This window comes from Methylobacterium sp. J-090 (assembly GCF_022829345.1).
GTDB lineage: Bacteria > Pseudomonadota > Alphaproteobacteria > Rhizobiales > Beijerinckiaceae > Methylobacterium.
In genome coordinates, this window is sequence record NZ_JAKSXV010000015.1 from 1 (window position 1) to 20,374 (window position 20,374).

31 protein-coding genes and 1 pseudogene are annotated in these 20,374 nt (G+C 67.4%); 30 read left to right on the forward strand and 2 right to left on the reverse strand.

Features of this window, described 5'->3' with window-relative positions:
- From tuf to rpsQ, 12 genes and pseudogenes are all read left to right on the forward strand, one after another.
- Window positions 1-142, forward strand: a pseudogene (tuf, locus tag MKK49_RS01230) (elongation factor Tu); the annotation flags it as partial.
- An 88-nt stretch (window positions 143-230) separates the two neighbouring features.
- Complete coding sequence (gene rpsJ, locus MKK49_RS01235) at window positions 231-539, forward strand: 30S ribosomal protein S10 (protein ID WP_018044230.1); 309 nt, start codon at window positions 231-233, stop codon at window positions 537-539.
- A 50-nt stretch (window positions 540-589) separates the two neighbouring features.
- On the forward strand, window positions 590-1,327 hold the full coding sequence (gene rplC / locus MKK49_RS01240) for a 50S ribosomal protein L3 (protein WP_244026234.1): 738 nt from the start codon (window positions 590-592) through the stop codon (window positions 1,325-1,327).
- The gene (gene rplD, locus MKK49_RS01245) at window positions 1,327-1,947 is read left to right on the forward strand and encodes a 50S ribosomal protein L4 (protein ID WP_244026235.1); all 621 of its coding nucleotides are present in this window, start codon (window positions 1,327-1,329) and stop codon (window positions 1,945-1,947) included. The genes rplC and rplD overlap by 1 nt, the downstream gene beginning before the upstream one ends.
- Entirely contained in the window at window positions 1,944-2,240 is a 297-nt protein-coding gene (locus MKK49_RS01250; protein WP_244026236.1) for a 50S ribosomal protein L23, read from the forward strand. The genes rplD and MKK49_RS01250 overlap by 4 nt, the downstream gene beginning before the upstream one ends.
- Before the next feature lie 27 nt (window positions 2,241-2,267).
- Window positions 2,268-3,104: a 50S ribosomal protein L2 gene (gene rplB / locus MKK49_RS01255; RefSeq protein ID WP_244026237.1), complete on the forward strand. Its 837-nt coding sequence runs from the start codon at window positions 2,268-2,270 to the stop codon at window positions 3,102-3,104.
- Window positions 3,105-3,109: 5 nt separating this feature from the next.
- A complete protein-coding gene (rpsS, locus tag MKK49_RS01260; protein ID WP_056091583.1) occupies window positions 3,110-3,388 on the forward strand; it encodes a 30S ribosomal protein S19 in 279 nt (92 codons plus the stop codon).
- Window positions 3,389-3,390: 2 nt separating this feature from the next.
- Entirely contained in the window at window positions 3,391-3,777 is a 387-nt protein-coding gene (gene rplV, locus MKK49_RS01265) for a 50S ribosomal protein L22 (protein ID WP_056091586.1), read from the forward strand.
- Between the two features lie 10 nt (window positions 3,778-3,787).
- On the forward strand, window positions 3,788-4,528 hold the full coding sequence (rpsC, locus tag MKK49_RS01270; RefSeq protein WP_055949284.1) for a 30S ribosomal protein S3: 741 nt from the start codon (window positions 3,788-3,790) through the stop codon (window positions 4,526-4,528).
- A 48-nt stretch (window positions 4,529-4,576) separates the two neighbouring features.
- The gene (rplP, locus tag MKK49_RS01275) at window positions 4,577-4,990 is read left to right on the forward strand and encodes a 50S ribosomal protein L16 (protein WP_055949287.1); all 414 of its coding nucleotides are present in this window, start codon (window positions 4,577-4,579) and stop codon (window positions 4,988-4,990) included.
- 12 nt (window positions 4,991-5,002) lie between these two features.
- Complete coding sequence (rpmC, locus tag MKK49_RS01280; RefSeq protein ID WP_238226622.1) at window positions 5,003-5,218, forward strand: 50S ribosomal protein L29; 216 nt, start codon at window positions 5,003-5,005, stop codon at window positions 5,216-5,218.
- A 10-nt stretch (window positions 5,219-5,228) separates the two neighbouring features.
- Window positions 5,229-5,489: a 30S ribosomal protein S17 gene (gene rpsQ, locus MKK49_RS01285; protein ID WP_056091596.1), complete on the forward strand. Its 261-nt coding sequence runs from the start codon at window positions 5,229-5,231 to the stop codon at window positions 5,487-5,489.
- Window positions 5,490-5,641: 152 nt separating this feature from the next.
- On the opposite strand, the gene MKK49_RS01290 is transcribed toward rpsQ, so the two are convergent.
- Window positions 5,642-7,015: an RtcB family protein gene (locus MKK49_RS01290; protein WP_244026282.1), complete on the reverse strand. Its 1,374-nt coding sequence runs from the start codon at window positions 7,013-7,015 to the stop codon at window positions 5,642-5,644.
- Window positions 7,016-7,401: 386 nt separating this feature from the next.
- Here MKK49_RS01290 and rplN point away from each other — a divergent pair, with 386 nt between their 5' ends.
- The 18 genes from rplN to MKK49_RS01380 all read left to right on the forward strand — a co-directional run bounded on the left by rplN (window position 7,402) and on the right by MKK49_RS01380 (window position 18,254).
- Window positions 7,402-7,770: a 50S ribosomal protein L14 gene (gene rplN, locus MKK49_RS01295; RefSeq protein WP_055949294.1), complete on the forward strand. Its 369-nt coding sequence runs from the start codon at window positions 7,402-7,404 to the stop codon at window positions 7,768-7,770.
- On the forward strand, window positions 7,770-8,084 hold the full coding sequence (rplX, locus tag MKK49_RS01300; protein ID WP_056091601.1) for a 50S ribosomal protein L24: 315 nt from the start codon (window positions 7,770-7,772) through the stop codon (window positions 8,082-8,084). Before rplN ends, rplX begins: the two co-directional genes overlap by 1 nt.
- Window positions 8,077-8,643 (forward strand): 50S ribosomal protein L5, encoded by a 567-nt coding sequence (rplE, locus tag MKK49_RS01305; RefSeq protein ID WP_244026238.1) that lies wholly within the window; start codon window positions 8,077-8,079, stop codon window positions 8,641-8,643. The genes rplX and rplE overlap by 8 nt, the downstream gene beginning before the upstream one ends.
- A gap of 39 nt (window positions 8,644-8,682) precedes the next feature.
- Window positions 8,683-8,988, forward strand: coding sequence for a 30S ribosomal protein S14 (rpsN, locus tag MKK49_RS01310; protein WP_056171340.1), 306 nt, complete (start codon window positions 8,683-8,685; stop codon window positions 8,986-8,988).
- 12 nt (window positions 8,989-9,000) lie between these two features.
- Window positions 9,001-9,396 carry a 30S ribosomal protein S8 gene (rpsH, locus tag MKK49_RS01315; protein ID WP_055881679.1) on the forward strand — a complete coding sequence of 132 codons (396 nt, stop codon included), beginning with the start codon at window positions 9,001-9,003 and terminating at the stop codon, window positions 9,394-9,396.
- Between the two features lie 24 nt (window positions 9,397-9,420).
- Window positions 9,421-9,954 (forward strand): 50S ribosomal protein L6, encoded by a 534-nt coding sequence (gene rplF, locus MKK49_RS01320; RefSeq protein ID WP_244026239.1) that lies wholly within the window; start codon window positions 9,421-9,423, stop codon window positions 9,952-9,954.
- A gap of 12 nt (window positions 9,955-9,966) precedes the next feature.
- Window positions 9,967-10,329: a 50S ribosomal protein L18 gene (rplR, locus tag MKK49_RS01325; protein ID WP_056091611.1), complete on the forward strand. Its 363-nt coding sequence runs from the start codon at window positions 9,967-9,969 to the stop codon at window positions 10,327-10,329.
- Window positions 10,330-10,425: 96 nt separating this feature from the next.
- Window positions 10,426-11,013 (forward strand): 30S ribosomal protein S5, encoded by a 588-nt coding sequence (gene rpsE, locus MKK49_RS01330; RefSeq protein ID WP_056091615.1) that lies wholly within the window; start codon window positions 10,426-10,428, stop codon window positions 11,011-11,013.
- 11 nt (window positions 11,014-11,024) lie between these two features.
- Complete coding sequence (gene rpmD / locus MKK49_RS01335; protein WP_056091618.1) at window positions 11,025-11,216, forward strand: 50S ribosomal protein L30; 192 nt, start codon at window positions 11,025-11,027, stop codon at window positions 11,214-11,216.
- A gap of 11 nt (window positions 11,217-11,227) precedes the next feature.
- Window positions 11,228-11,731 carry a 50S ribosomal protein L15 gene (gene rplO, locus MKK49_RS01340; RefSeq protein ID WP_056091620.1) on the forward strand — a complete coding sequence of 168 codons (504 nt, stop codon included), beginning with the start codon at window positions 11,228-11,230 and terminating at the stop codon, window positions 11,729-11,731.
- Between the two features lie 124 nt (window positions 11,732-11,855).
- Window positions 11,856-13,193 carry a preprotein translocase subunit SecY gene (gene secY / locus MKK49_RS01345; RefSeq protein ID WP_244026241.1) on the forward strand — a complete coding sequence of 446 codons (1,338 nt, stop codon included), beginning with the start codon at window positions 11,856-11,858 and terminating at the stop codon, window positions 13,191-13,193.
- Window positions 13,194-13,361: 168 nt separating this feature from the next.
- Window positions 13,362-13,964, forward strand: a complete 603-nt coding sequence (locus MKK49_RS01350; RefSeq protein WP_244026243.1) for an adenylate kinase — start codon at window positions 13,362-13,364, stop codon at window positions 13,962-13,964.
- 234 nt (window positions 13,965-14,198) lie between these two features.
- Window positions 14,199-14,567 carry a 30S ribosomal protein S13 gene (rpsM, locus tag MKK49_RS01355; RefSeq protein ID WP_244026244.1) on the forward strand — a complete coding sequence of 123 codons (369 nt, stop codon included), beginning with the start codon at window positions 14,199-14,201 and terminating at the stop codon, window positions 14,565-14,567.
- Between the two features lie 174 nt (window positions 14,568-14,741).
- Window positions 14,742-15,131 (forward strand): 30S ribosomal protein S11, encoded by a 390-nt coding sequence (gene rpsK / locus MKK49_RS01360; RefSeq protein ID WP_056091630.1) that lies wholly within the window; start codon window positions 14,742-14,744, stop codon window positions 15,129-15,131.
- An 86-nt stretch (window positions 15,132-15,217) separates the two neighbouring features.
- Window positions 15,218-16,093, forward strand: coding sequence for an MBL fold metallo-hydrolase (locus MKK49_RS01365; protein WP_244026245.1), 876 nt, complete (start codon window positions 15,218-15,220; stop codon window positions 16,091-16,093).
- Window positions 16,094-16,218: 125 nt separating this feature from the next.
- Window positions 16,219-17,238, forward strand: a complete 1,020-nt coding sequence (locus MKK49_RS01370; protein ID WP_244026246.1) for a DNA-directed RNA polymerase subunit alpha — start codon at window positions 16,219-16,221, stop codon at window positions 17,236-17,238.
- 188 nt (window positions 17,239-17,426) lie between these two features.
- Window positions 17,427-17,837, forward strand: coding sequence for a 50S ribosomal protein L17 (gene rplQ, locus MKK49_RS01375; protein WP_056171325.1), 411 nt, complete (start codon window positions 17,427-17,429; stop codon window positions 17,835-17,837).
- A gap of 117 nt (window positions 17,838-17,954) precedes the next feature.
- Window positions 17,955-18,254 carry a hypothetical protein gene (locus MKK49_RS01380; protein ID WP_244026247.1) on the forward strand — a complete coding sequence of 100 codons (300 nt, stop codon included), beginning with the start codon at window positions 17,955-17,957 and terminating at the stop codon, window positions 18,252-18,254.
- A 259-nt stretch (window positions 18,255-18,513) separates the two neighbouring features.
- Here MKK49_RS01380 and MKK49_RS01385 read toward each other — a convergent pair whose 3' ends face one another.
- A complete protein-coding gene (locus MKK49_RS01385; RefSeq protein WP_244026248.1) occupies window positions 18,514-20,373 on the reverse strand; it encodes a response regulator in 1,860 nt (619 codons plus the stop codon).
- Between the last annotated feature and the right edge of the window lies 1 nt (window position 20,374).

The window sequence follows — 20,374 nt, forward strand, 5'->3', positions numbered from 1 at the left end:
CGAGATGGTCATGCCCGGCGACAGCGTCACCATGGACGTCACCCTCATCGTCCCCGTCGCCATGGAAGAGAAGCTCCGCTTCGCCATCCGTGAAGGCGGACGCACCGTCGGCGCCGGCGTCGTCGCCGCCATCAACGAGTAGTCTTCCGTCCAACGGTCAGTCTGCAGGGAACGACAGAGGGGCGGGTCCTCGCGCCCGCCCCCTCCTCGTCCCGCCAAGGTTTCAGGTCATGAACGGTCAGAATATTCGCATCCGCCTCAAGGCGTTCGATCATCGGATTCTCGATGCCTCGACCCGCGAGATCGTCTCGACGGCCAAGCGCACCGGCGCCACCATCCGTGGTCCGATCCCGCTGCCGACGCATATCGAGAAGTTCACCGTCAACCGCTCGCCGCACATCGACAAGAAGTCGCGCGAGCAGTTCGAGATGCGCACCCACAAGCGCGTCCTCGATATCGTCGATCCGACGCCGCAGACCGTGGACGCGCTGATGAAGCTCGACCTCGCCGCCGGCGTGGACGTGGAGATCAAGCTCTAAGTCCCGCGGGGATTTAGAGCTTACCGTAAATCGCGCGAGGGGAGACACCTATGCGCTCAGGCGTCATCGCACAGAAGGTCGGCATGACCCGCATCTTTACGGATGCAGGCGAACATGTCCCGGTCACAGTGCTTAAAATCGATCAATGCCAGGTGGTTGCCCACCGTACCGTCGAGAAGAACGGCTACGTCGCCCTTCAGGTCGGCGTCGGCAAGGCCAAGGTGAAGAACGTGTCGGCTGCCGAGCGCGGCCGGTTCGCGGTCGCCAAGGTCGAGCCCAAGCAGAAGCTCGCCGAGTTCCGCGTGTCGCAAGACAAGCTGATCCCGGTCGGCGCCGAGATCACCGCCGACCACTTCATCCCGGGCCAGTTCGTCGACGTGACGGGCACCACCACGGGTAAGGGGTTCGCCGGCGGCATGAAGCGCTGGAACTTCGGCGGTCTTCGCGCCACCCACGGCGTGTCCGTGTCGCACCGCTCCATCGGTTCGACCGGTGGCCGTCAGGATCCGGGCAAGACCTTCAAGAACAAGAAGATGCCCGGTCACATGGGTGTCGATCGGGTCACGACTCAGAACCTGCGCGTCGTCCGCACGGACGTCGAGCGCGGCCTGATCCTGGTCGAAGGTGCGGTTCCCGGCGTCGCCGGCGGCTGGATCCAGATCCGCGACGCGGTGAAGCGCAAGCTCCCCGCGGACGTTCCGCAGCCTGGCAAGTTCCGTGAGCTGGGCGCCGCGCCCGTCTCCGACGCCCCGGCTCCCGAGGCTCCCGCTTCCGAGGAGAACGCGTGATGAAGCTCGATATCACCACCCTCGACGGCGCCGGAGCCGGTTCCGTCGAGCTCGACGAGACCATCTTCGGCCTCGAGCCCCGCGTGGACCTGCTCCAGCGCATGGTGCGCTGGCAGCTCGCCAAGCGTCAGGCCGGCACCCATGCGGTCAAGAACCGCTCGGACGTGAACCGGACCCGCAAGAAGCTGTACAAGCAGAAGGGCACCGGTAACGCCCGTCACGGCGCCGCCTCCGCTCCGCAGTTCCGCGGCGGTGGACGGGCCTTCGGTCCGGTCGTGCGCTCCCATGCCCACGATCTGCCGAAGAAGGTCCGGGCGCTCGCCCTCAAGCACGCCCTGTCGGCGAAGGTGAAGGATTCGACCCTCATCGTCATCGACGACGTGAAGCTCGAGGACGGCAAGACCAAGTACCTCGCCGCCCGCTTCGAGAAGATGGGTCTGTCGAGCGCGCTGTTCATCAGCGGGCCCGAGGTCGACGTGAACTTCGGTCGCGCCGCCCGGAACATCCCGATGATCGACGTGCTTCCGATCCAGGGCATCAACGTCTACGACATCCTGCGCCGCGACAAGCTCGTGCTGACGCGCGCAGCGATCGATGCGCTGGAGGCGCGTTTCAAATGACTGCCGATCCGCGCCACTACGACATCATCGTCTCCCCGGTCATCACCGAGAAGGCGACGAACCTCACCGAACAGAACAAGGTCGTTTTCCGGGTTGCCCCGAAGGCGACGAAGCCGCAGATCAAGGAAGCGGTCGAGAAGCTGTTCGACGTCAAGGTGACGGGCGTGAACACGCTCGTGACCAAGGGCAAGAAGAAGATCTTCCGCGGGCTTCGCGGACAGCGTTCGGACGTGAAAAAAGCGATCGTGACCCTCGCCGAGGGTGAAACGATCGATGTCACGACCGGCCTCTGAGACAAGTCGGGTTAAGGATTACCACCGATGGCCTTGAAGACATTCAAACCGGTCACGCCGAGCCTTCGCCAGCTCGTGCTCGTCGACCGCCGTGAGCTCTACAAGGGCAAGCCGGTCAAGAAGCTCACCGAGGGCAAGTCGTCGTCCGGCGGCCGCAACAACCTCGGCCGCATCACCGTCCGCTTCCGCGGCGGCGGTCACAAGCGCACCCTGCGCAACGTCGACTTCAAGCGTCGCATGCAGCTGGGCGTGAGCGCCACCGTCGAGCGGATCGAGTACGATCCGAACCGCACGGCGTTCATCGCGCTGATCGCGTTCCCGGACGGCACGCAGAGCTACATCATCGCGCCCCAGCGCCTGTCGCCGGGTGACAAGGTGATCGCGGCCGAGCAGGTCGACATCAAGCCGGGCAATGCCGGTCCCGTCGGCAACATGCCGGTCGGCACGATCGTGCACAACGTCGAGCTGAAGATCGGCAAGGGCGGCGCCATCGCCCGCTCCGCCGGCAACTATGCCCAGATCGTCGGGCGCGACCAGGGTTACGTCACCCTGCGCCTGAACTCGGGTGAGCAGCGCCTGGTCCACGGTCAGTGCTTCGCCAGCGTCGGCGCGGTGTCGAACCCGGACCACATGAACATCTCGCTCGGCAAGGCGGGCCGCAATCGCTGGCTCGGCAAGCGCCCGCACGTCCGCGGCGTCGCCATGAACCCGGTCGATCACCCGCACGGCGGCGGTGAGGGACGCACGTCCGGCGGCCGTAACCCGGTCACGCCCTGGGGCGTTCCCACGAAGGGGAAGAAGACCCGCTCGAACAAGCGGACCGACGTCTTCATCCTGTCCAGCCGTCACAACCGCAAGAAGTAACCATCATGGCACGCTCGCTCTGGAAGGGGCCGTTCATCGACGGCTACCTCCTCAAGAAGGCTGAGACCGCGCGCGGATCCAGCCGCAACGAAGTCATCAAGATCTGGAGCCGCCGCTCCACGATCCTGCCGCAGTTCGTCGGGCTCACCTTCGGTGTGCACAACGGGCAGAAGCACATCCCGGTCTACGTGTCCGAGGAAATGGTCGGCCACAAGTTCGGCGAGTTCTCGCCGACGCGGACCTTCCACGGTCACGCGGCCGACAAGAAGTCGAAGAGGCGCTGAACATGGGCAAGCCCGCCACTCCCCGCGCGCTCCCCGAGAACGAGGCTCAGGCCGTCGCGCGCATGCTGCGCGTCAGCCCGCAGAAGCTCAATCTCGTCGCGCAGCTCATTCGCGGCAAGAAGGTCGAGTCGGCCCTCGCCGACCTCGAATTCTCCCGCAAGCGGATCGCCCGCGAGGTCAAGAAGTGCCTCGAGAGCGCCATCGCCAACGCCGAGAACAACCACAATCTGGACGTCGATGACCTCATCGTCGCCCAGGCGTTCGTCGGCAAGGCCCTCGTGCTCAAGCGCTTCCACGCTCGGGCCCGCGGCCGCGGCGCCCGCATCCTGAAGCCCTTCGCGAACCTCACCATCGTGGTGCGCGAAGTCCCGACCGCCGAAGCGGCGTGAGGAGGACCTGATGGGCCAGAAAGTCAATCCGATCGGTCTGCGGCTCGGTATCAACCGGACCTGGGACTCCCGCTGGTTCGCCCAGAAGGGTGAATACGCCAAGCTCATGCACGAGGACGTCGCCATCCGCGCCGCCCTCATGAAGCAGCTCAAGCAGGCTGCCGTCTCGAAGATCGTCATCGAGCGTCCGCACCGGAAGTGCCGCGTCACCATCCACTCGGGTCGTCCGGGCGTGGTGATCGGCAAGAAGGGCGCCGACATCGAGAAGCTGCGCAAGCTCGTCGGCACCCTGACCAAGGCCGACGTGACGATCAACATCGTCGAGGTGCGCAAGCCCGAGATCGACGCCACCCTGGTGGCCGACTCGATCGCCCAGCAGCTCGAGCGCCGTGTCGCCTTCCGTCGCGCCATGAAGCGCGCCGTGCAGTCGGCCATGCGTCTCGGCGCCGAGGGCATCCGGATCAACTGCTCCGGCCGTCTCGGCGGGGCCGAGATCGCCCGCCAGGAATGGTACCGCGAGGGCCGCGTGCCCCTGCATACCCTCCGGGCCGATGTTGATTACGGTGTCGCCACCGCCTTCACGACCTACGGGACGTGCGGGATCAAGGTTTGGGTGTTCAAGGGCGAGATCCTCGAGCACGACCCGATGGCACAGGATAAGAAGGCGCAGGAAGAGGGTGGCCGTTCGGGCGGCCGTCGCGAGCGCGATGGCGAGGGTGGCCGCGAGCGCGGCCGGCGCGAGCACGCCTGACGGCGTGTTCGTGACCCCGTCGCCCTAGAAAGGTGTTGAGAGGCTGCCATGTTGCAACCCAAGAAGACCAGGTTCCGTAAGCAGTTCAAGGGTCGCATCCACGGTGCGGCCAAGGGCGGCTTCGACCTCAACTTCGGGACCTTCGGCCTGAAGGCCGTCGAGCCCGAGCGCATCACCGCGCGGCAGATCGAGGCGGCCCGCCGCGCGATCACCCGCGAGATGAAGCGCCAGGGCCGCGTCTGGATCCGGATCTTCCCGGACGTTCCGGTCACGGCCAAGCCCACCGAAGTCCGCATGGGCTCCGGCAAGGGTGCTCCCGAATTCTGGGCTGCCCGCGTGCATCCCGGTCGTATCATGTTCGAAGTCGACGGCGTGGCCGAGGATGTCGCGAAGGAGGCCCTGCGCCTCGGCGCGGCCAAACTCCCGATCCGCACGCGCGTCGTTCAGCGCATCGCTGACTGAGGGGAGGGGATCATGAAGTCGTCACAGAGACAGTCGGATCTCGCCGCCCTGTCGCCCGATCAGCTGAGCGATGAGCTGCTGAGCCTGAAGAAGGAGCAGTTCAACCTGCGCTTCCAGGGCGCCACCGGCCAGCTCGAGAACGTCGCGCGCGTGCGTGAAGTCCGCCGCGATATCGCCCGCGTCCGTACGCTCCAGCGTCAGAAGACGCTGAAGTCCGCGCAGGCCTGAGGAGTACACCATGCCGAAGCGCGTATTGCAGGGCGTCGTCGTCAGCGACAAGGGCGAGAAGACCATCGTCGTGAAGGTGGAGCGCCGCTTCACCCACCCGGTGATGAAGAAGACCGTCCGTCGCTCGAAGAACTACCACGCCCACGACGAGACCAACGTCGCCAAGGTCGGCCAGACCGTGTCGATCGAGGAGTGCCGTCCGTTCTCGAAGACCAAGACCTGGCAGCTGGTCTCCGGCGCCACGTCGGAGGCTCCCGCCGCCGAGGCGTGAGTTTTCCAAAGGGACGAACCCAAAAAACGGGCGCAGGTATCTGCGCCCGTTTTTTTGTGCCCGCCCGAAGCGGTGCCGTGGCAGCACGCCGAACGTTCGGGTCGTCCACCCCGACGCGAAAAGTCTCTCCGCCGGTCGAGACGGGTTCCGGATCAGGGCGTCTCGGGCGCCGGCGTAACAGCTGCCGCCGGCTTCTTCCGCCATGGTGCATCCGCCGACCAATCGCCGGCCATGATGCTGCCATAGGGCTCGACCGAATCGACGATGTCCGCAAGGTCATACTTCGTGATCTGCGCGCGGACCGACGCCGTGTCCTTGTAGGCGCCCGGAAGCTCGGACAGGTCGGGCTTGCCGAAGAAGAACCGGGCGTCGATGCCCTCGGGCCATTCCGGCGTGTGTCCGCGCAGGTAGGCGGCCCGGCTCATGTTGCGACCGGCCCCGTGGGGGGCGAACCCGAGGGCCTCCGGTCGATTGCGGTGCCGAGCAATGAGGATTGGCGCCCCCATGTTCAGCGGAATCAGGGTCCGTCCGTCGTCGTCCGGCGAGAACCCCGGCCAGGACGGCGTCGCGCCCTTGCCGTGGTAGTAGAATCCGTCCTCCCGCCGGAAGACGAAGTTGTGCTCGTTCCAGAACCGGTCCACGACGCCGGCCCCCAGGCGCGCCAAGGCAAGATCGTGGATCGCGTAGTGGCTCTCCCGGGTCCATTCGCGCACGATCTGCAAGGCGTCCCAGTAGGAGCGACCGTTCTCGCTGTCGGCCTTGATCCAGGCATTGTGGGGTGGAACCGTGGGAGCGACCTTCGCCGTATGGCGCTTCGCCAGCGCCATGCCCCTGGTGTAGAGCTGGGCACCGAGGCCCCGCGAGCCGTGATGGGTCACGAGGGCGGTTTGGCCGGAAGAGGCCAGTCGGCCGACATAGGCGAAATGGTTGCCGTCGCCCTGCGTGGCGAAGTCCTTCGCCGCCCGGCTTGCAAGGCTTGCGAGAAGCACGTTCGTGTCGATGCGCGCGCGGATCCCGGCTGGCATCGCAACGGCGTCCTCGCGGCCGCCCGGTCCGAAATGGCAGACCGCGTGCACGGCATCGAGGACGGCACGGGGGTCCTGCTCGCCTGAGAGCACCGTGATGGCGACGGAACAGCAGATGTCGGCGGAATGGAAGCCGGGATGAATCGCATCCTCGCAGGCCACCGCACCGCCAACGGGAATCGTGCCGGGCTCCCGTCCCGACGGGCAGGCATCCGGCATGACCACGCCGGCGCGAATCGTCGGGACGCGCATCAGTTCGTCCATATGCGCAAACACCTTCTGGGCGTTGTCGCGCTCGACGGCGGTGTTCGTGTCGAGGAAGACGCCGTAGGCGAGCGGACGCTCACGCATCGGGGTCGTGGAAGGCACCATCCCGGCGACGGCGGCGATGATCTCCTGGTCGGTCGCACCGCCGTCGCGCAGCCTGTTGGCCTCGCGGATCGCGTCGGGAAAGTAGTCCCCCGGCGTGAAGCCCCAGCCGATCAACGCAGCGCCACCGATCGTCACCGTGCTTCTCCCAATCCGTCAGACGGGCGCGTCCGAGCCGCGACCGCAACCCAAGGTAGACGTGATTCGCACGGGTTGCACCGAGTTTCTCGAGATCGGGGCCCCGAACGCGGGGTCGCGGATCGCCGGCGAAGCGGTTTCTCGGGCGGTTCCCGCGACGGGCCTTGCACCGAGCCCCCCGCTGGTGTAGTGGGCATGCCTTCGCGACAGTTGAGAAGGGTGCTCGCATCCTTCGAACGCGGTGACCGCGCCGGTGTGAGAGCACCGATTGCGCGGTTCGTCATATGAGCCGGGGACATCAGATCCCCCTCAGGCGTCGTCCGCCGGACAATACCGTCCGCGTGCGGAAACCCGCCTGAAACAAAGAAAGGTCACTGCCCGTGATCCAGATGCAGACGAATCTGGACGTCGCCGACAACTCGGGTGCACGCCGTGTGATGTGCATCAAGGTTCTGGGCGGGTCGAAGCGTAAATACGCCGGTGTCGGCGACATCATCGTGGTCTCGGTCAAGGAAGCGATTCCCCGGGGTCGCGTGAAGAAGGGCGACGTCATGAAGGCGGTCGTCGTGCGCACCGCCAAGGAAGTGAAGCGTCCCGACGGTTCGGTGATCCGCTTCGACAAGAACGCCGCCGTTCTGATCAACAATCAGAAGGAGCCGATCGGCACCCGCATCTTCGGACCGGTGCCGCGCGAGCTTCGCGCCCGCAACCACATGAAGATCATCTCGCTCGCGCCGGAGGTGCTGTAATGGCCGCTAAGGTCAAGAAGGGCGACACGGTCGTCGTTCTCACCGGTCGCGACAAGGGTCGCTCCGGCGAGGTCACCCAGGTGCTCCCCAAGGAAGACCGCGCCTTCGTGCGTGGGATCAACCTGGTCAAGAAGCACCAGAAGCAGACGCAGAACCAGGAAGGCGGCATCGTCTCCAAGGAAGCTGCGATCCAGCTCTCGAATCTCGCGTTGCAGGACGCGAACGGCAAGCCGACTCGCGTGGGTTTCCGCATCCTCGAAGACGGCCGCAAGGTTCGCTTCGCCAAGACCACGGGGGACCAGATCGATGGCTGAGAAGAACATTGACGGGTACGTCCCGCGCCTGCGCAAGCACTACGACGACGTGGTGCGCCAGAAGCTGATCGAAGAGTTCGGCTACGCCAACCTGATGCAGGTTCCGACGATCTCCAAGATCGTCATCAACATGGGCGTCGGCGAGTCCACCGCCGATTCGAAGAAGGCCTCCGTCGCCGCCGGCGACCTGGCCCTCATCGCCGGCCAGAAGCCGGTCATCACCAAGGCCCGCAAGGCCATCGCGACCTTCAAGGTCCGCGAGGGCATGCCCATCGGCTGCAAGGTCACCCTGCGCCGCCAGCGCATGTACGAGTTCATGGACCGCCTCATCACCATCGCGCTTCCCCGCGTGCGTGACTTCCGCGGCCTGAACCCGCGCTCGTTCGACGGCAACGGCAACTACGCACTGGGCCTCAAGGAGCATCTCGTGTTCCCGGAGATCTCGTACGACAAGGCCGAGGCCACCTGGGGCATGGACATCGTCATCCAGACGACGGCCCGCACCGATGCTGAGGCGCGCGCGCTCCTCACGCAGTTCCGATTCCCGTTCCGGCAGTGAGACCCGTCTAGGTCTCATACGCGGACACCGGAGAGAGAAATGGCAAAGAAAAGCTCCATCGAGAAGAACAAGCACCGCGAAGCGCTGGTGAAGCTCTACGCTCCCAAGCGCAAGGCCCTGCTTGCCACGGCGAACGACCAGTCCCTCGAGATGGAGGAGCGCTTCGAGGCGCGCCTCAAGCTCGCGGAACTGCCCCGCAACTCGTCGCCCACCCGCGTCCGCAACCGTTGCGGCATCACCGGCCGCCCGCGCGCCTTCTATCGCAAGATGGGCATCTCGCGCATCGCGCTGCGCGAACTCGGCAACCAGGGTCTGATCCCCGGTCTCGTCAAGTCGAGCTGGTAAGGAGCAACCACCATGGTCAACGATCCCGTGGGTGACATGCTCACCCGCATCCGCAACGGTCAGCAGCGCCGCCGCAACGTCGTCCAGACGCCCGGTTCGCGCCTGCGCGCCAGCGTCCTCGACGTCCTGAAGTCCGAGGGCTACATCCGCGACTACGCGACAACGGATTACGGCAACGGCCGCACCGAGTTCGCCATCGAGCTGAAATACTACGACGGCCAGCCCGTCATCCGCTCGATCCAGCGCGTGTCGAAGCCCGGCCGCCGCGTCTACTCGTCCGTCGGCGAGCTGCCGCGCGTCGCCGACGGTCTCGGCGTCACCATCGTGTCCACCCCGCAGGGCGTCATGGCCGACCACGAGGCGCGCGAGCGCAACGTCGGCGGTGAAGTGCTCTGCAAGGTGTTCTGATCTCGGACTTGGAGGAATAAGGCGATGTCTCGCGTAGGCAAGAAGCCCGTTCCCGTCCCGTCCGGTGTGACGGCCACGGTGACCGGTCAAACGGTAACAATGAAGGGCTCCAAGGGTGAGCTCCAGTACGTCGTCCCGAGCGTGGTCGACGTGAAGTTCGAGGACGGCGCCGTCTCGGTGCAGCCCCGGAACCAGACCAAGCAGGCTCGCTCGCTGTGGGGCACCTCCCGTGCCCAGGTGGCGAACCTCGTCGAGGGCGTCTCCAAGGGCTTCGAGAAGAAGCTCGAGATCACCGGCGTCGGCTATCGTGCCGCCATGGCCGGCAAGGCGCTGAAGCTCTCCCTCGGCTACAGCCACGACGTGGAATACGAGATCCCCGCGGGGATCACCATCGCCGTGCCGAAGCCCACCGAGATCGTCGTCTCCGGCATCGACCGGCAGGTGGTCGGTCAGGTGGCGGCCGAGATCCGCGAATACCGCTCCCCCGAGCCCTACAAGGGCAAGGGCGTGAAGTACGCGGGTGAGTTCATCTTCCGCAAGGAAGGCAAGAAGAAGTAAGGGCCGGCCAACATGTCACGCAAAATCGATGCACTCGACCGCCGCAAGGCGCGTGTGCGCCGCGCGCTGCGGGCGGCGGCCAACGGACGTCCGAGACTCTCGGTGTTCCGTTCCTCGAAGCAGATCTACGTTCAGGTCATCGACGACGCGGCGGGCACCACGCTCGCCTCGGCGTCCAGCATCGAGAAGGATCTCCGCGGCGGTCTCAAGACCGGCGCGGACGTCGCGGCGGCCCAGGCCGTCGGCAAGCTCGTCGCCGAGCGCGCCAAGGCGGCCGGCGTCACGAAGGTGATCTTCGATCGCTCGGGCTACCTCTATCACGGGCGCGTCAAGGCGCTCGCCGATGCCGCCCGCGAGGGTGGCCTCGAGTTCTAGGACCGGCGGGGAGGGGACGGTTCGCCGTCCCCTCGATCCATGACGAATCAAGCGAGCGGGCCCGCCGCCCGCGCCAGTGAGATGGAAGTGTGAAACATGGCACGTGAACGTGAAGGCGGGGGCCGCGGCCGCCGCGACGACCGTGAGGAGCGCGACAGCGAGTTCGTGGACAAGCTCGTCCACATCAACCGCGTCGCCAAGGTCGTGAAGGGTGGACGCCGCTTCGGCTTCGCCGCCCTCGTGGTCGTCGGTGACCAGAAGGGCCGCGTCGGCTTTGGCCACGGCAAGGCCCGCGAAGTGCCGGAAGCCATCCGCAAGGCCACCGAAGCCGCCAAGCGCGGCCTCGTCCGCGTGGCGCTCCGCGAAGGTCGGACCCTGCACCACGACGTCCAGGGACGTCACGGCGCCGGCAAGGTCATCCTGCGCGCCGCCCCCCAGGGTACCGGCATCATCGCCGGCGGCCCCATGCGCGCCGTCTTCGAGACGCTCGGCATGCAGGACGTGGTGGCCAAGAGCCTCGGCTCCTCGAACCCCTACAACCTTGTGCGCGCCACCTTCGACGCCCTGAAGAACGAGGACAGCCCGCGCTCCGTCGCGGCCCGTCGCGGTCTCAAGGTGTCGGCGCTCCAGGCCCGCCGTCGTGACGCCGATCCGTCCGACCTGTCCGAAGCCGCAGTGGCTTGAGGGAGGGTCAGATGGCACAGAAGACCGTCCGTATCGAGCAGATCGGCTCGCCGATCCGCCGCGAGGGCGACCAGCGCGCGACGCTGATCGGCCTTAAGCTCAACAAGCTGCACCGGGTCTCCGAGCTGGAGGATACCCCCTCCGTGCGCGGCATGATCCGCAAGGTGCAGCACCTCGTGCGCGTCCTTGGCGACGCGGCCTGAGGGAGGGCATCATGAAACTGAATGAACTCCACGACAATCCCGGCGCAACCAAGAACCGGATGCGCGTCGGCCGGGGCATCGGCTCCGGCAAGGGCAAGACCGCCGGACGCGGCGTCAAGGGCCAGAAGGCCCGGACCGGCGTGTCCATCAAGGGCTTCGAGGGCGGTCAGATGCCGCTGCATCGCCGCCTGCCCAAGCGCGGCTTCAACAACCTGTACTCGACGGACCTGAATGAGGTGAACCTCGGCCGCGTCCAGCAGGCGTTGGATGCCGGTCGCCTCGAAGCCGGTGCCGTCGTCACTGTCGAGACCCTGATCGCGGCGGGCGTCTGCGCCCGGGCCCGCGACGGCGTCAAGCTCCTCGGCGTCGGCGAGCTGACCGCGAAGGTCTCCTTCGAGGTCACCCGCGCGTCGAAGTCGGCCATCGAGGCCGTCGAGAAGATCGGCGGCACCGTCACCGTGACCTACGGCGACGGCGTGTCCACCCGTGGCAAGCCCGCCCGCGTGGTTGCGTAGACGGCGATCCGACTTTAAGTCGAAGCCCTGAGCGGCGGCCCGTGCGACCTGCGCGTGGCCGCCGTTTCAGTTTTTTGGGAAGCCCGTCGCTCCCGCACGACAAAGATACTCAGGAACCGGTGCCATGGCCTCAGCCGCCGAGCAGCTTGCCGCGAACCTCAACTTCGGGGCCATCGCCAAGGCCGACGAGCTCAAGAAGCGCATCTGGTTCACCCTGGGTGCGCTGATCGTGTTCCGGCTCGGCACCTACATCCCGATCCCCGGCATCGATCCGGAACAGTTCGCCCGGAACTTCCAGCAGCAGGCCGGCGGCGTGCTGGGCCTGTTCAACATGTTCTCGGGCGGCGCCGTCGAGCGCATGGCGATCTTCGCCCTCAACATCATGCCGTACATCTCGGCCTCGATCATCATTCAGCTCCTGACCTCGGTGATCCCGAGCCTCGAGGCCCTGAAGAAGGAGGGCGAGTCCGGCCGCAAGGTCATCAACCAGTACACCCGCTACCTCACGGTGGTGCTCGCCCTGGTCCAGAGCTGGGGCATCGCCTTCGGCCTCCAGAGTTCGAGCGCGGCCATCGAGCCCGGCCCGTTCTTCATCCTGTCAACGGTCATCACCCTGACCGGCGGCACGCTGTTCCTCATGTGGATCGGCGAGCAGATCACCTCGCGCGGCATCGGCAACGGCTCGTCGCTCATCATCTTCGCGGGCATCGTCGCCCACCTGCCCGTCGCCATCGTCGGCGCCCTGGAGCTGAGCCGCACGGGCGCGCTCTCGTCCGCCGTGATCCTCGGCATGGGCATCGCCGCCATCGCGCTGGTGTACTTCATCGTGTTCATGGAGCGCGCCCAGCGCCGGCTCCTGATCAACTACCCGAAGCGCCAGGTCGGCAATAAGATGTACGAGGGCCAGACCTCGTTTCTGCCGCTGAAGCTCAACACCGCCGGCGTGATCCCGCCGATCTTCGCGTCCTCGCTCCTGCTGCTCCCCGCCACCGTGGCGAGCTTCTCCGCCAACAACGGCGGCACCGGGATTCTCGCGACGATCACGACCTATATCGGCCATGGCCGGCCGCTCTACATGGTGCTCTACGCGGCCCTGATCATCTTCTTCGCGTTCTTCTACACGGCGGTGGTGTTCAACCCCGAGGAGACGGCGGACAACCTGAAGAAGCATGGCGGCTTCATCCCCGGCATCCGCCCGGGCGAGCGCACCGCCGCCTTCATCGACAAGGTGCTGACCCGCATCACCCTCATCGGCGCCCTGTATTTGACCTTCGTCTGTCTGGTGCCGGAAATCCTGGCGTCGTACTCTTCGGCCAGCATCGGGTTCGGCGGCACCTCGCTCCTCATCGTCGTCTCGGTGACGATGGATACGGTGGCGCAGATCCACGGGCACCTGATGGCCCACCAGTACGAAGGCCTCGTCAAGAAGGCCAAGCTGCGCGGCGCCACCCGGCGCCGCTGAGTATCGCTCGCGACACTCCCGCTGCGCCGGCGTGCCCGGAGCGAGGACCGATCGTGGTCGGGAGTTTCGCGAGGCACTCCGAGCCCGGATTGGCCGAGCCCCACCAGCAGCGGCGCCCCGTCCGGGGCCGCCGGTCCCCAAGAAGAACGGACTCGAGGAAACGACGCCATGCGGATCATTCTGCTCGGACCGCCGGGAGCGGGTAAGGGAACGCAGTCGGCGCGCATCGTCGAGCGGTTCGGCATTCCGCAGCTTTCCACCGGGGACATGCTGCGCGCGGCCGTGGCCGCCGGGACGCCCGTGGGCCTGGAGGCCAAGGCGATCATGGAGAGCGGCGGTCTCGTGCCCGACGCCGTGGTCGTCGGCATCGTCGCCGACCGGATCGAGGAGCCGGACGCCCGCAACGGCTTCATCCTCGACGGCTTCCCCCGCACCGTGGAGCAGGCCGCCGCCCTCGACCGGATGCTGCAGGAGAAGAACCTCGCCCTCGACACCGTCGTCGAGTTCGTCGTGGACGAGAACGCTCTGGTCGGCCGCATCGCCAAGCGCGCCGCGGAGACTGCCGCCCGCGGCGAGCCCGTCCGCAAGGACGATACGCCCGAGGTGTTCAAGACCCGCTTCGAGGCCTACCGGGCCCAGACGGCGCCGCTCTCGGCCTACTACGCCAGCCTCGGCATGCTGGAGACCCTCGACGGCATGCAGCCCGTCGACGACGTCACCGCGGCCCTGATGCGGACCCTGGAGCGCCACGTCGAGACGACGGCGTCCTGAGGCCGGTTCGCCCCTGGGTGACCGTCGATTTGTTACCGATGGATTGACACACCGACCGGTCCGCGCTAGTGGGCCGGTCTTCGTTCAGACGGATCGGGTCCGGGTCGCCTCGCCAGAGGTCGCTGCGGGCCGCTTTGTCGTTTTGAACGGTACGCAGGGGCCGGTCTCCACCGGACGCGTATCAAGACAACCCGGGCCGGACCGATCGGGTCCGTCGCCCCGATGGAGAAGACCTTGGCTCGTATCGCTGGCGTTAACATCCCGACCAACAAGCGCGTCGTCATCGCGCTCCAGTACATCCACGGCATCGGCGCCAAGAAGGCCGAGGAGATCACCGAGAAGGTCGGCATCCCGGCCGAGCGCCGCGTGAACCAGCTCACCGACGCCGAGGTTCTGTCGATCCGCGAGACCATCGACCGCGACTACCTCGTCGAGGGCGACCTGCGCCGCGAAGTCTCGATGAACATCAAGCGCCTGATGGATCTCGGCTGCTACCGTGGCCTGCGCCACCGCCGCAACCTGCCGGTCCGCGGCCAGCGCACGCACACCAACGCTCGCACCCGCAAGGGCAAGTCCAAGCCCATCGCCGGCAAGAAGAAGTAAGTTTTTTGGATTTGGGAGGCCGTGCTTCGCTCGGCCTCCTGAACGTCGAGCCGGATGCCCCGCAACGGGCCTCGGTCGGGTGAAGCGGTCCCGCACAGGCCCGAGACACCCAAAAATCCCAAAAGAATCCCGAGCGCCTGGCATGACGGGCGCGCTTGAAGGACGAGAACCAAGATGGCCAAGGAAGCAACCCGCGTTCGTCGCCGCGAACGCAAGAACATCGTCTCCGGCGTCGCGCACGTGAACGCGTCGTTCAACAACACGATGGTCACCATCACCGACGCCCAGGGCAACACGATCTCGTGGTCGTCCGCCGGCGCCATGGGCTTCAAGGGCTCGCGCAAGTCGACGCCCTACGCCGCCCAGGTCGCCGCCGAGGACGCCGCCCGCAAGGCCGCCGAGCACGGCATGCGCACCCTCGAGGTCGAGGTCTCCGGTCCCGGCTCCGGCCGTGAATCGGCCCTGCGCGCCCTCCAGGCCGCCGGCTTCACCGTGACGTCGATCCGCGACGTGACGTCGATCCCGCACAACGGCTGCCGCCCGCGCAAGCGTCGGCGCGTCTGAGCCCGTCGAACCCGGCCGGGCCGGTCCGAGAGGACCCGGACCGGCCGGTTATGCGGCCGGTCGTGGATGTGTGTACGGAGACGCGTGTGTTGGATGGTTCGAATCCGCTTCCGGGTGTGCTGCGGTGGACCTTGGGTGACCTGACGGTCACGGTGCTGAACGACGGCTACCTTCCGGGGTCGCTCGATCTCGTCGTCGGTATCGAGAAGGACGAGGCCGGCGCGCTTCAGGCCGCCGGCTTTCGCGCGCGCGATCCGCGCATCACCCTCAACGCCTTCCTCGTCACCGGCCCCGGCCGCACGCCGCTCCTCATCGATTCCGGCATGGGGCGTTTCGGCGGCGACACCCTCGGGCGCGTCCCGGCGGCCCTCGCCGCCGCGGGTGTCCGGGCCGAGGAGATCGGCACGGTGCTGCTGACCCACCTGCACCCCGATCACGCCGGTGGTCTCATCACCGCCGACGGATCGGCCGCGTTCGCCAATGCCGAACTCGTGCTGCACGCCGACGAGGCCGCGCACTGGCTGGGCGACGGCGCCCTGTCCCGGGCGCCCGACGCGGCCAAGCCGTATTTCGAGAACGCCGCCAAGGCGACGGCCCCCTACGCCAACCGGACGCGGACGGTCACCGGGGGCGAGGTCGCACCGGGGATCACCCTGGTGCCGCTGCCCGGCCACACGCCGGGTCATTCCGGCTACCGCATCGTCTCGGGCGACCGGTCGCTGTTCATGTGGGCCGACACCGTCCACCTGCCGGCGATCCAGTTCAAGCGGCCCGAGGCCGGGATGGTGTTCGACGTCGATGTCGACGCGGCGCGGGCGACCCGCCGCCGCGTCCTCGACGAAGTCGCCGCCGATCGCAGCTTCATCGCCGGCGGCCATCTCGAGTTTCCCGCCCTGGGCTACGTCGCCCGGGACGGTGCCGGTTACAGCTTCGTCTCCGAACTCTGGGTCGCGGCCGCCTAGTCCGTTCGCTTCGCAAGAGGCGGACGCCATCATTTTTGAGGGGGGCCGGCGCTGAGGCGCAGCACCGGAACCCCGAGCGTGGACCACCATCGTGGGCCGCGCCGATCTTCGCGAGAGGTAGCATCGTGGTCATTCAGAAGAACTGGCAAGAGCTCATCAAGCCGAACAAGCTCCAGGTCTCGACCGGTCACGACCCCAAGCGGGTCGCCACCGTCGTCGCCGAGCCCCTGGAGCGCGGCTTCGGCACGACGCTCGGCAACAGCTTGCGCCGGGTGCTGCTGTCCTCGCTCCAGGGCGCGGCCGTGACCTCGGTGCAGATCGACGGCGTGCTGCACGAATTCTCGTCGATCCCCGGCGTGCGCGAGGACGTCACCGACATCGTCCTCAACATCAAGACCATCGCCATCCGCTCGCAGACCGAGGCGCCCAAGCGCCTCACCCTGCGCAAGACCGGCCCGGGCGTCGTCACCGCCGGCGACATCGGCACGGTCGGCGACGTCCAGATCCTCAACCCCGACCTCGTCATCTGCACCCTCGACGACGGCGCCGAGATCCGGATGGAATTCACCGTCGCCACCGGCAAGGGCTACGTCCCGGCCGAGCGCAACCGCCCCGAGGACGCGCCCATCGGCCTGATCCCCGTCGACGCCCTGTTCTCGCCCGTCACCAAGGTCAGCTACCGCATCGAGACCACCCGCGAGGGCCAGGATCTCGACAAGGACAAGCTGACGATGACCATCGAGACCAACGGCGCAGTCACGCCGGAGGACGCGCTCGCCTACGCCGCGCGCATCATCCAGGACCAGCTCCAGGTGTTCGTGAACTTCGAAGAGCCCCGCAAGGAGGAGGCGCAGCCGCTCGCGCCGCAGCTCCCCTTCAACCCGGCCCTGCTCAAGAAGGTCGACGAGCTCGAGCTCTCGGTGCGTTCGGCGAACTGCCTGAAGAACGACAACATCGTCTACATCGGCGACCTCATCCAGAAGTCCGAGGGCGAGATGCTGCGCACCCCGAACTTCGGCCGCAAGTCCCTCAACGAGATCAAGGAAGTGCTCGCCGCCATGGGCCTCCACCTCGGCATGGACATCCCCGGCTGGCCGCCGGAGAACATCGAAGACCTCGCCAAGCGCTTCGAAGAGCACTACTGAGGCGAGCCGCCTCGGCCGGGACTTTCCGGCGCGTCTCGGCGCCGTTTGTTTGGCCGATCCATCGGGGGTTCGCGCGACGCGGACTCCCAAAAGAATCCCGCCGCGGGGTCATGCGGAATGAACAGCCCCGATCATGGGGCGCTTGGCCGTACCGTGGCACGGCGGCCATCAGATAAGGACCAGCCATCATGCGTCATGGATTTCGCGGTCGTCGCTTCAACCGCACCACCGAGCACCGCAAGGCGATGTTCGCCAACATGTCCGCCGCGCTGATCAAGCACGAGCAGATCATCACCACCCTGCCGAAGGCTAAGGACCTGCGTCCGGTCATCGAGAAGCTGATCACGCTGGGCAAGACCGACTCGCTGCACGCGCGCCGCCTCGCCATGTCGCAGATCCGCGACCACGACATGGTCCGCAAGCTCTTCGCCGTCATCGGCCCGCGCTACAACGCCCGCCCGGGCGGCTACTGCCGCATCATGAAGGCCGGCTTCCGCTACGGCGACAACGCCCCGCTCGCCGTCATCGAGTTCGTCGATCGCGACGTCGAGGCCCGCGGCAAGGATTCCGGTCCGGTGCAGGTGGTCGACGCCGCCTGAGAGCTTTCTAAGCTGAACGGACGAGAAAAGGCGGCCTTCCGGGCCGCCTTTTTCTTTTCTCGGGCGACGCCTGCGCTACCATTCCGCCGGAGAGATCCCTCGGAGATTGGCCGAACCATGCGGAATATTATAAAACTCTTCTTATTGTCGGCCCTGTGCATGGCCGGCGGCGCGCAGGCGGCCAAGTTGACCATGGACGACAAGGTCGCCCGCTGGCCCCGCGCGACCACGGACGAGAAGATCGAGTTCGCGACCCGCATGGGCAAGGCGTTCTCCAGCCTCGCGCCGGGGCTGGACCGCAACTACTTCATCAAGTGCCTGGAAGAGACGGCCAACATCGGCAACCCGGGCGACATCAAGCTCGAGGAGGCGGTGAAGATGTGCGTCGCCGTCAACAAGCCGCCCTCGGAGGAGTAGGGCGGACTCTCCGCCCCCTTGCGGGGGAGGGCGATCGCAGATGAGTTTTCCCGGCGCTCGAACGGCGAGGCAAAGCGCTTCGAAGGGTCGCGACAGGCCCCCTCTCCTGGAAGGAGAGGGCGGGGGTGAGGTGTGCGAACTCTCCGGACAGTCCACGACCCTCACCCCAACCCTCTCCCAAACAGGAGAGGGGCCCCGTCGCGGTTCCTCTGCGATTGCCCTGCCACAAGGGGGAGGGAAGGTGCCCCTCCCAAAAAGCTCAGGCGGCGGTGAGCAGCCGCGAGACCTCCGCCGCGAGGTCGCCGGACTCGAACGGCTTGCGCAGGACCGGCAGGTCGGCCGGGATCGGGATCGCCTCGGCGTGGCCCGTGAGGATGAGCACCGGCACGTCGGCCCAGCGCGCGCGCACGATCTCGGCGAGTTCCACCCCGGTCATGCCCGGCATCGCCAGGTCCGCCACCACGAGGTCGAAGGAATCCTGCTCCATCAGGGTCACGGCCGAGGCGCCGTCCGGCGCCTCGCTCTCGCGGTAGCCGAAGGTGTTGAGGAACGAGGCCGTCACGTGCCGCACTTCGGGGTCGTCGTCGACCACGAGGATGCGGGCGGCGAGCACCGGCGCCGCGGCGGCCGGCTCGGGCGCGACGTCCCCCTCCGCCTCGGCCTCGGCGCGCGGCAGCAGGAGTTCCACCCGCGTGCCCTCGCCGACCGTGCTGGTGATGCGCAGGCGCCCGGCCGATTGCTGGGCGAGGCCGAACACCATGGCGAGGCCGAGCCCGGTGCCCTGGCCCAGCGCCTTGGTGGTGAAGAACGGCTCGCACACCCGCTGCAGGATCGCCGGCGGGATGCCGGTGCCGGTATCCGCCACCGCGAGGGCGGCGTAGTCGCCGTCGGCGAGGTCCGGGTCGCCCGAGAGGGACACGATCCGGGTCGAGACGGTGATGCCGCCGCCCTCCGGCATGGCGTCGCGGCTGTTGATGCACAGGTTGAGGACCGCGAGTTCGAGCTGGTCGGGATCGACGCGGGCGGCGGGCGCCGCGGCGTCGAGGTCCGTGGTCAGGGTCACGAGGCCGCCGAGACTCCCCCCGAGGAGCTCGCCCATCCCGGCGATGAGCCCGTTGAGATCGATGGCCCGGGGCCTGAGATCGCGGGAGCGGCTGAAGCCGAGGAGGCGCTTGGTCAGGGTCGCGCCGCGCTGGGCCGCCTGGGTCGCGTTGGTGACGAGGCGCAGCACGCGCGGCTGATCGGCGATCTTCGGGGTCGCGAGTTCGAGGCTGCCCAGGATGGCGGTGAGCAGGTTGTTGAAGTCGTGGGCGATGCCGCCCGCGAGGGTGCCGAGGGCCTGCATCTTGTCGGACTGGCGCAGGCGCGATTCCAGCAGCTTCTGGTCGGTCACGTCGCGCTCGATGGTGGCGAGATGCGCCACCTGGCCCGACGCGTCCCGGATGGGCACGCGGGCCACGCGGCTCCAGCGCTCGGCCCCCTCCGGCCCCTCGGTGATCTCCATGTCCGTGGGCTGGCCCGACGCGATGGCGGCGGCATCCGCGGCGGCGGCGTCCGCCGCATCGGCGTCGGGATGGAGCGCGTCCTCCGTCCGCCCGAGGCACGCGGCGACGCTGCGCCCGAGGCGCTCGGCCTTGCGGGCGTTGAGGCGCACGAACCGGCCTTCCGCGTCCTTGAACGCGATGGCGTCGGCGGAATGGTCGAGGAGCCCCATGAGCAGGGCGCGCTCGGTGGCGAGTTCCCGGCCGAGGCGGTGGCGCTCGTAGGCCTGGCGCACGGCGCCGCGCAGGAGGCTGGCATCCCACGGCTTGGTGGCGTAGCCGGTGATGCCGCCCTGGTTGAGGGCGGAGATCACGGCGCTCATGTCGGCGTAGCCCGTGAGCAGGATCGCCTGGGCGTCGTGCATGCCCCGGGCCTGGGCCAGCATGGCGTCGCCGGTCATGCCGGGCATGCGCTGGTCGGACACGATGACGGCGATGTCGGGCTCGGCCGCCAGGATCTCCAGGGCCTCGGCCGGCTTGCTCGTGGTGAGCACCCGGTACTCGTCCTCGAACAGGTCCTCGAGGGCGATCAGGATGTCGGGCTCGTCATCGACGGCGAGGATCGTACCTTTGGACATG

Coding starts and splice junctions, on each gene's coding strand:
- rpsJ (WP_018044230.1), top strand. CDS start 231: ATGAACGGTCAGAATATTCGCATCCGCCTCAAGGCGTTCGATCATCGG.
- rplC (WP_244026234.1), top strand. CDS start 590: ATGCGCTCAGGCGTCATCGCACAGAAGGTCGGCATGACCCGCATCTTT.
- rplD (WP_244026235.1), top strand. CDS start 1,327: ATGAAGCTCGATATCACCACCCTCGACGGCGCCGGAGCCGGTTCCGTC.
- MKK49_RS01250 (WP_244026236.1), top strand. CDS start 1,944: ATGACTGCCGATCCGCGCCACTACGACATCATCGTCTCCCCGGTCATC.
- rplB (WP_244026237.1), top strand. CDS start 2,268: ATGGCCTTGAAGACATTCAAACCGGTCACGCCGAGCCTTCGCCAGCTC.
- rpsS (WP_056091583.1), top strand. CDS start 3,110: ATGGCACGCTCGCTCTGGAAGGGGCCGTTCATCGACGGCTACCTCCTC.
- rplV (WP_056091586.1), top strand. CDS start 3,391: ATGGGCAAGCCCGCCACTCCCCGCGCGCTCCCCGAGAACGAGGCTCAG.
- rpsC (WP_055949284.1), top strand. CDS start 3,788: ATGGGCCAGAAAGTCAATCCGATCGGTCTGCGGCTCGGTATCAACCGG.
- rplP (WP_055949287.1), top strand. CDS start 4,577: ATGTTGCAACCCAAGAAGACCAGGTTCCGTAAGCAGTTCAAGGGTCGC.
- rpmC (WP_238226622.1), top strand. CDS start 5,003: ATGAAGTCGTCACAGAGACAGTCGGATCTCGCCGCCCTGTCGCCCGAT.
- rpsQ (WP_056091596.1), top strand. CDS start 5,229: ATGCCGAAGCGCGTATTGCAGGGCGTCGTCGTCAGCGACAAGGGCGAG.
- rplX (WP_056091601.1), top strand. CDS start 7,770: ATGGCCGCTAAGGTCAAGAAGGGCGACACGGTCGTCGTTCTCACCGGT.
- rplE (WP_244026238.1), top strand. CDS start 8,077: ATGGCTGAGAAGAACATTGACGGGTACGTCCCGCGCCTGCGCAAGCAC.
- rpsN (WP_056171340.1), top strand. CDS start 8,683: ATGGCAAAGAAAAGCTCCATCGAGAAGAACAAGCACCGCGAAGCGCTG.
- rpsH (WP_055881679.1), top strand. CDS start 9,001: ATGGTCAACGATCCCGTGGGTGACATGCTCACCCGCATCCGCAACGGT.
- rplF (WP_244026239.1), top strand. CDS start 9,421: ATGTCTCGCGTAGGCAAGAAGCCCGTTCCCGTCCCGTCCGGTGTGACG.
- rplR (WP_056091611.1), top strand. CDS start 9,967: ATGTCACGCAAAATCGATGCACTCGACCGCCGCAAGGCGCGTGTGCGC.
- rpsE (WP_056091615.1), top strand. CDS start 10,426: ATGGCACGTGAACGTGAAGGCGGGGGCCGCGGCCGCCGCGACGACCGT.
- rpmD (WP_056091618.1), top strand. CDS start 11,025: ATGGCACAGAAGACCGTCCGTATCGAGCAGATCGGCTCGCCGATCCGC.
- rplO (WP_056091620.1), top strand. CDS start 11,228: ATGAAACTGAATGAACTCCACGACAATCCCGGCGCAACCAAGAACCGG.
- secY (WP_244026241.1), top strand. CDS start 11,856: ATGGCCTCAGCCGCCGAGCAGCTTGCCGCGAACCTCAACTTCGGGGCC.
- MKK49_RS01350 (WP_244026243.1), top strand. CDS start 13,362: ATGCGGATCATTCTGCTCGGACCGCCGGGAGCGGGTAAGGGAACGCAG.
- rpsK (WP_056091630.1), top strand. CDS start 14,742: ATGGCCAAGGAAGCAACCCGCGTTCGTCGCCGCGAACGCAAGAACATC.
- rplQ (WP_056171325.1), top strand. CDS start 17,427: ATGCGTCATGGATTTCGCGGTCGTCGCTTCAACCGCACCACCGAGCAC.
- MKK49_RS01380 (WP_244026247.1), top strand. CDS start 17,955: ATGCGGAATATTATAAAACTCTTCTTATTGTCGGCCCTGTGCATGGCC.
- MKK49_RS01385 (WP_244026248.1), bottom strand. CDS start 20,373: ATGTCCAAAGGTACGATCCTCGCCGTCGATGACGAGCCCGACATCCTG.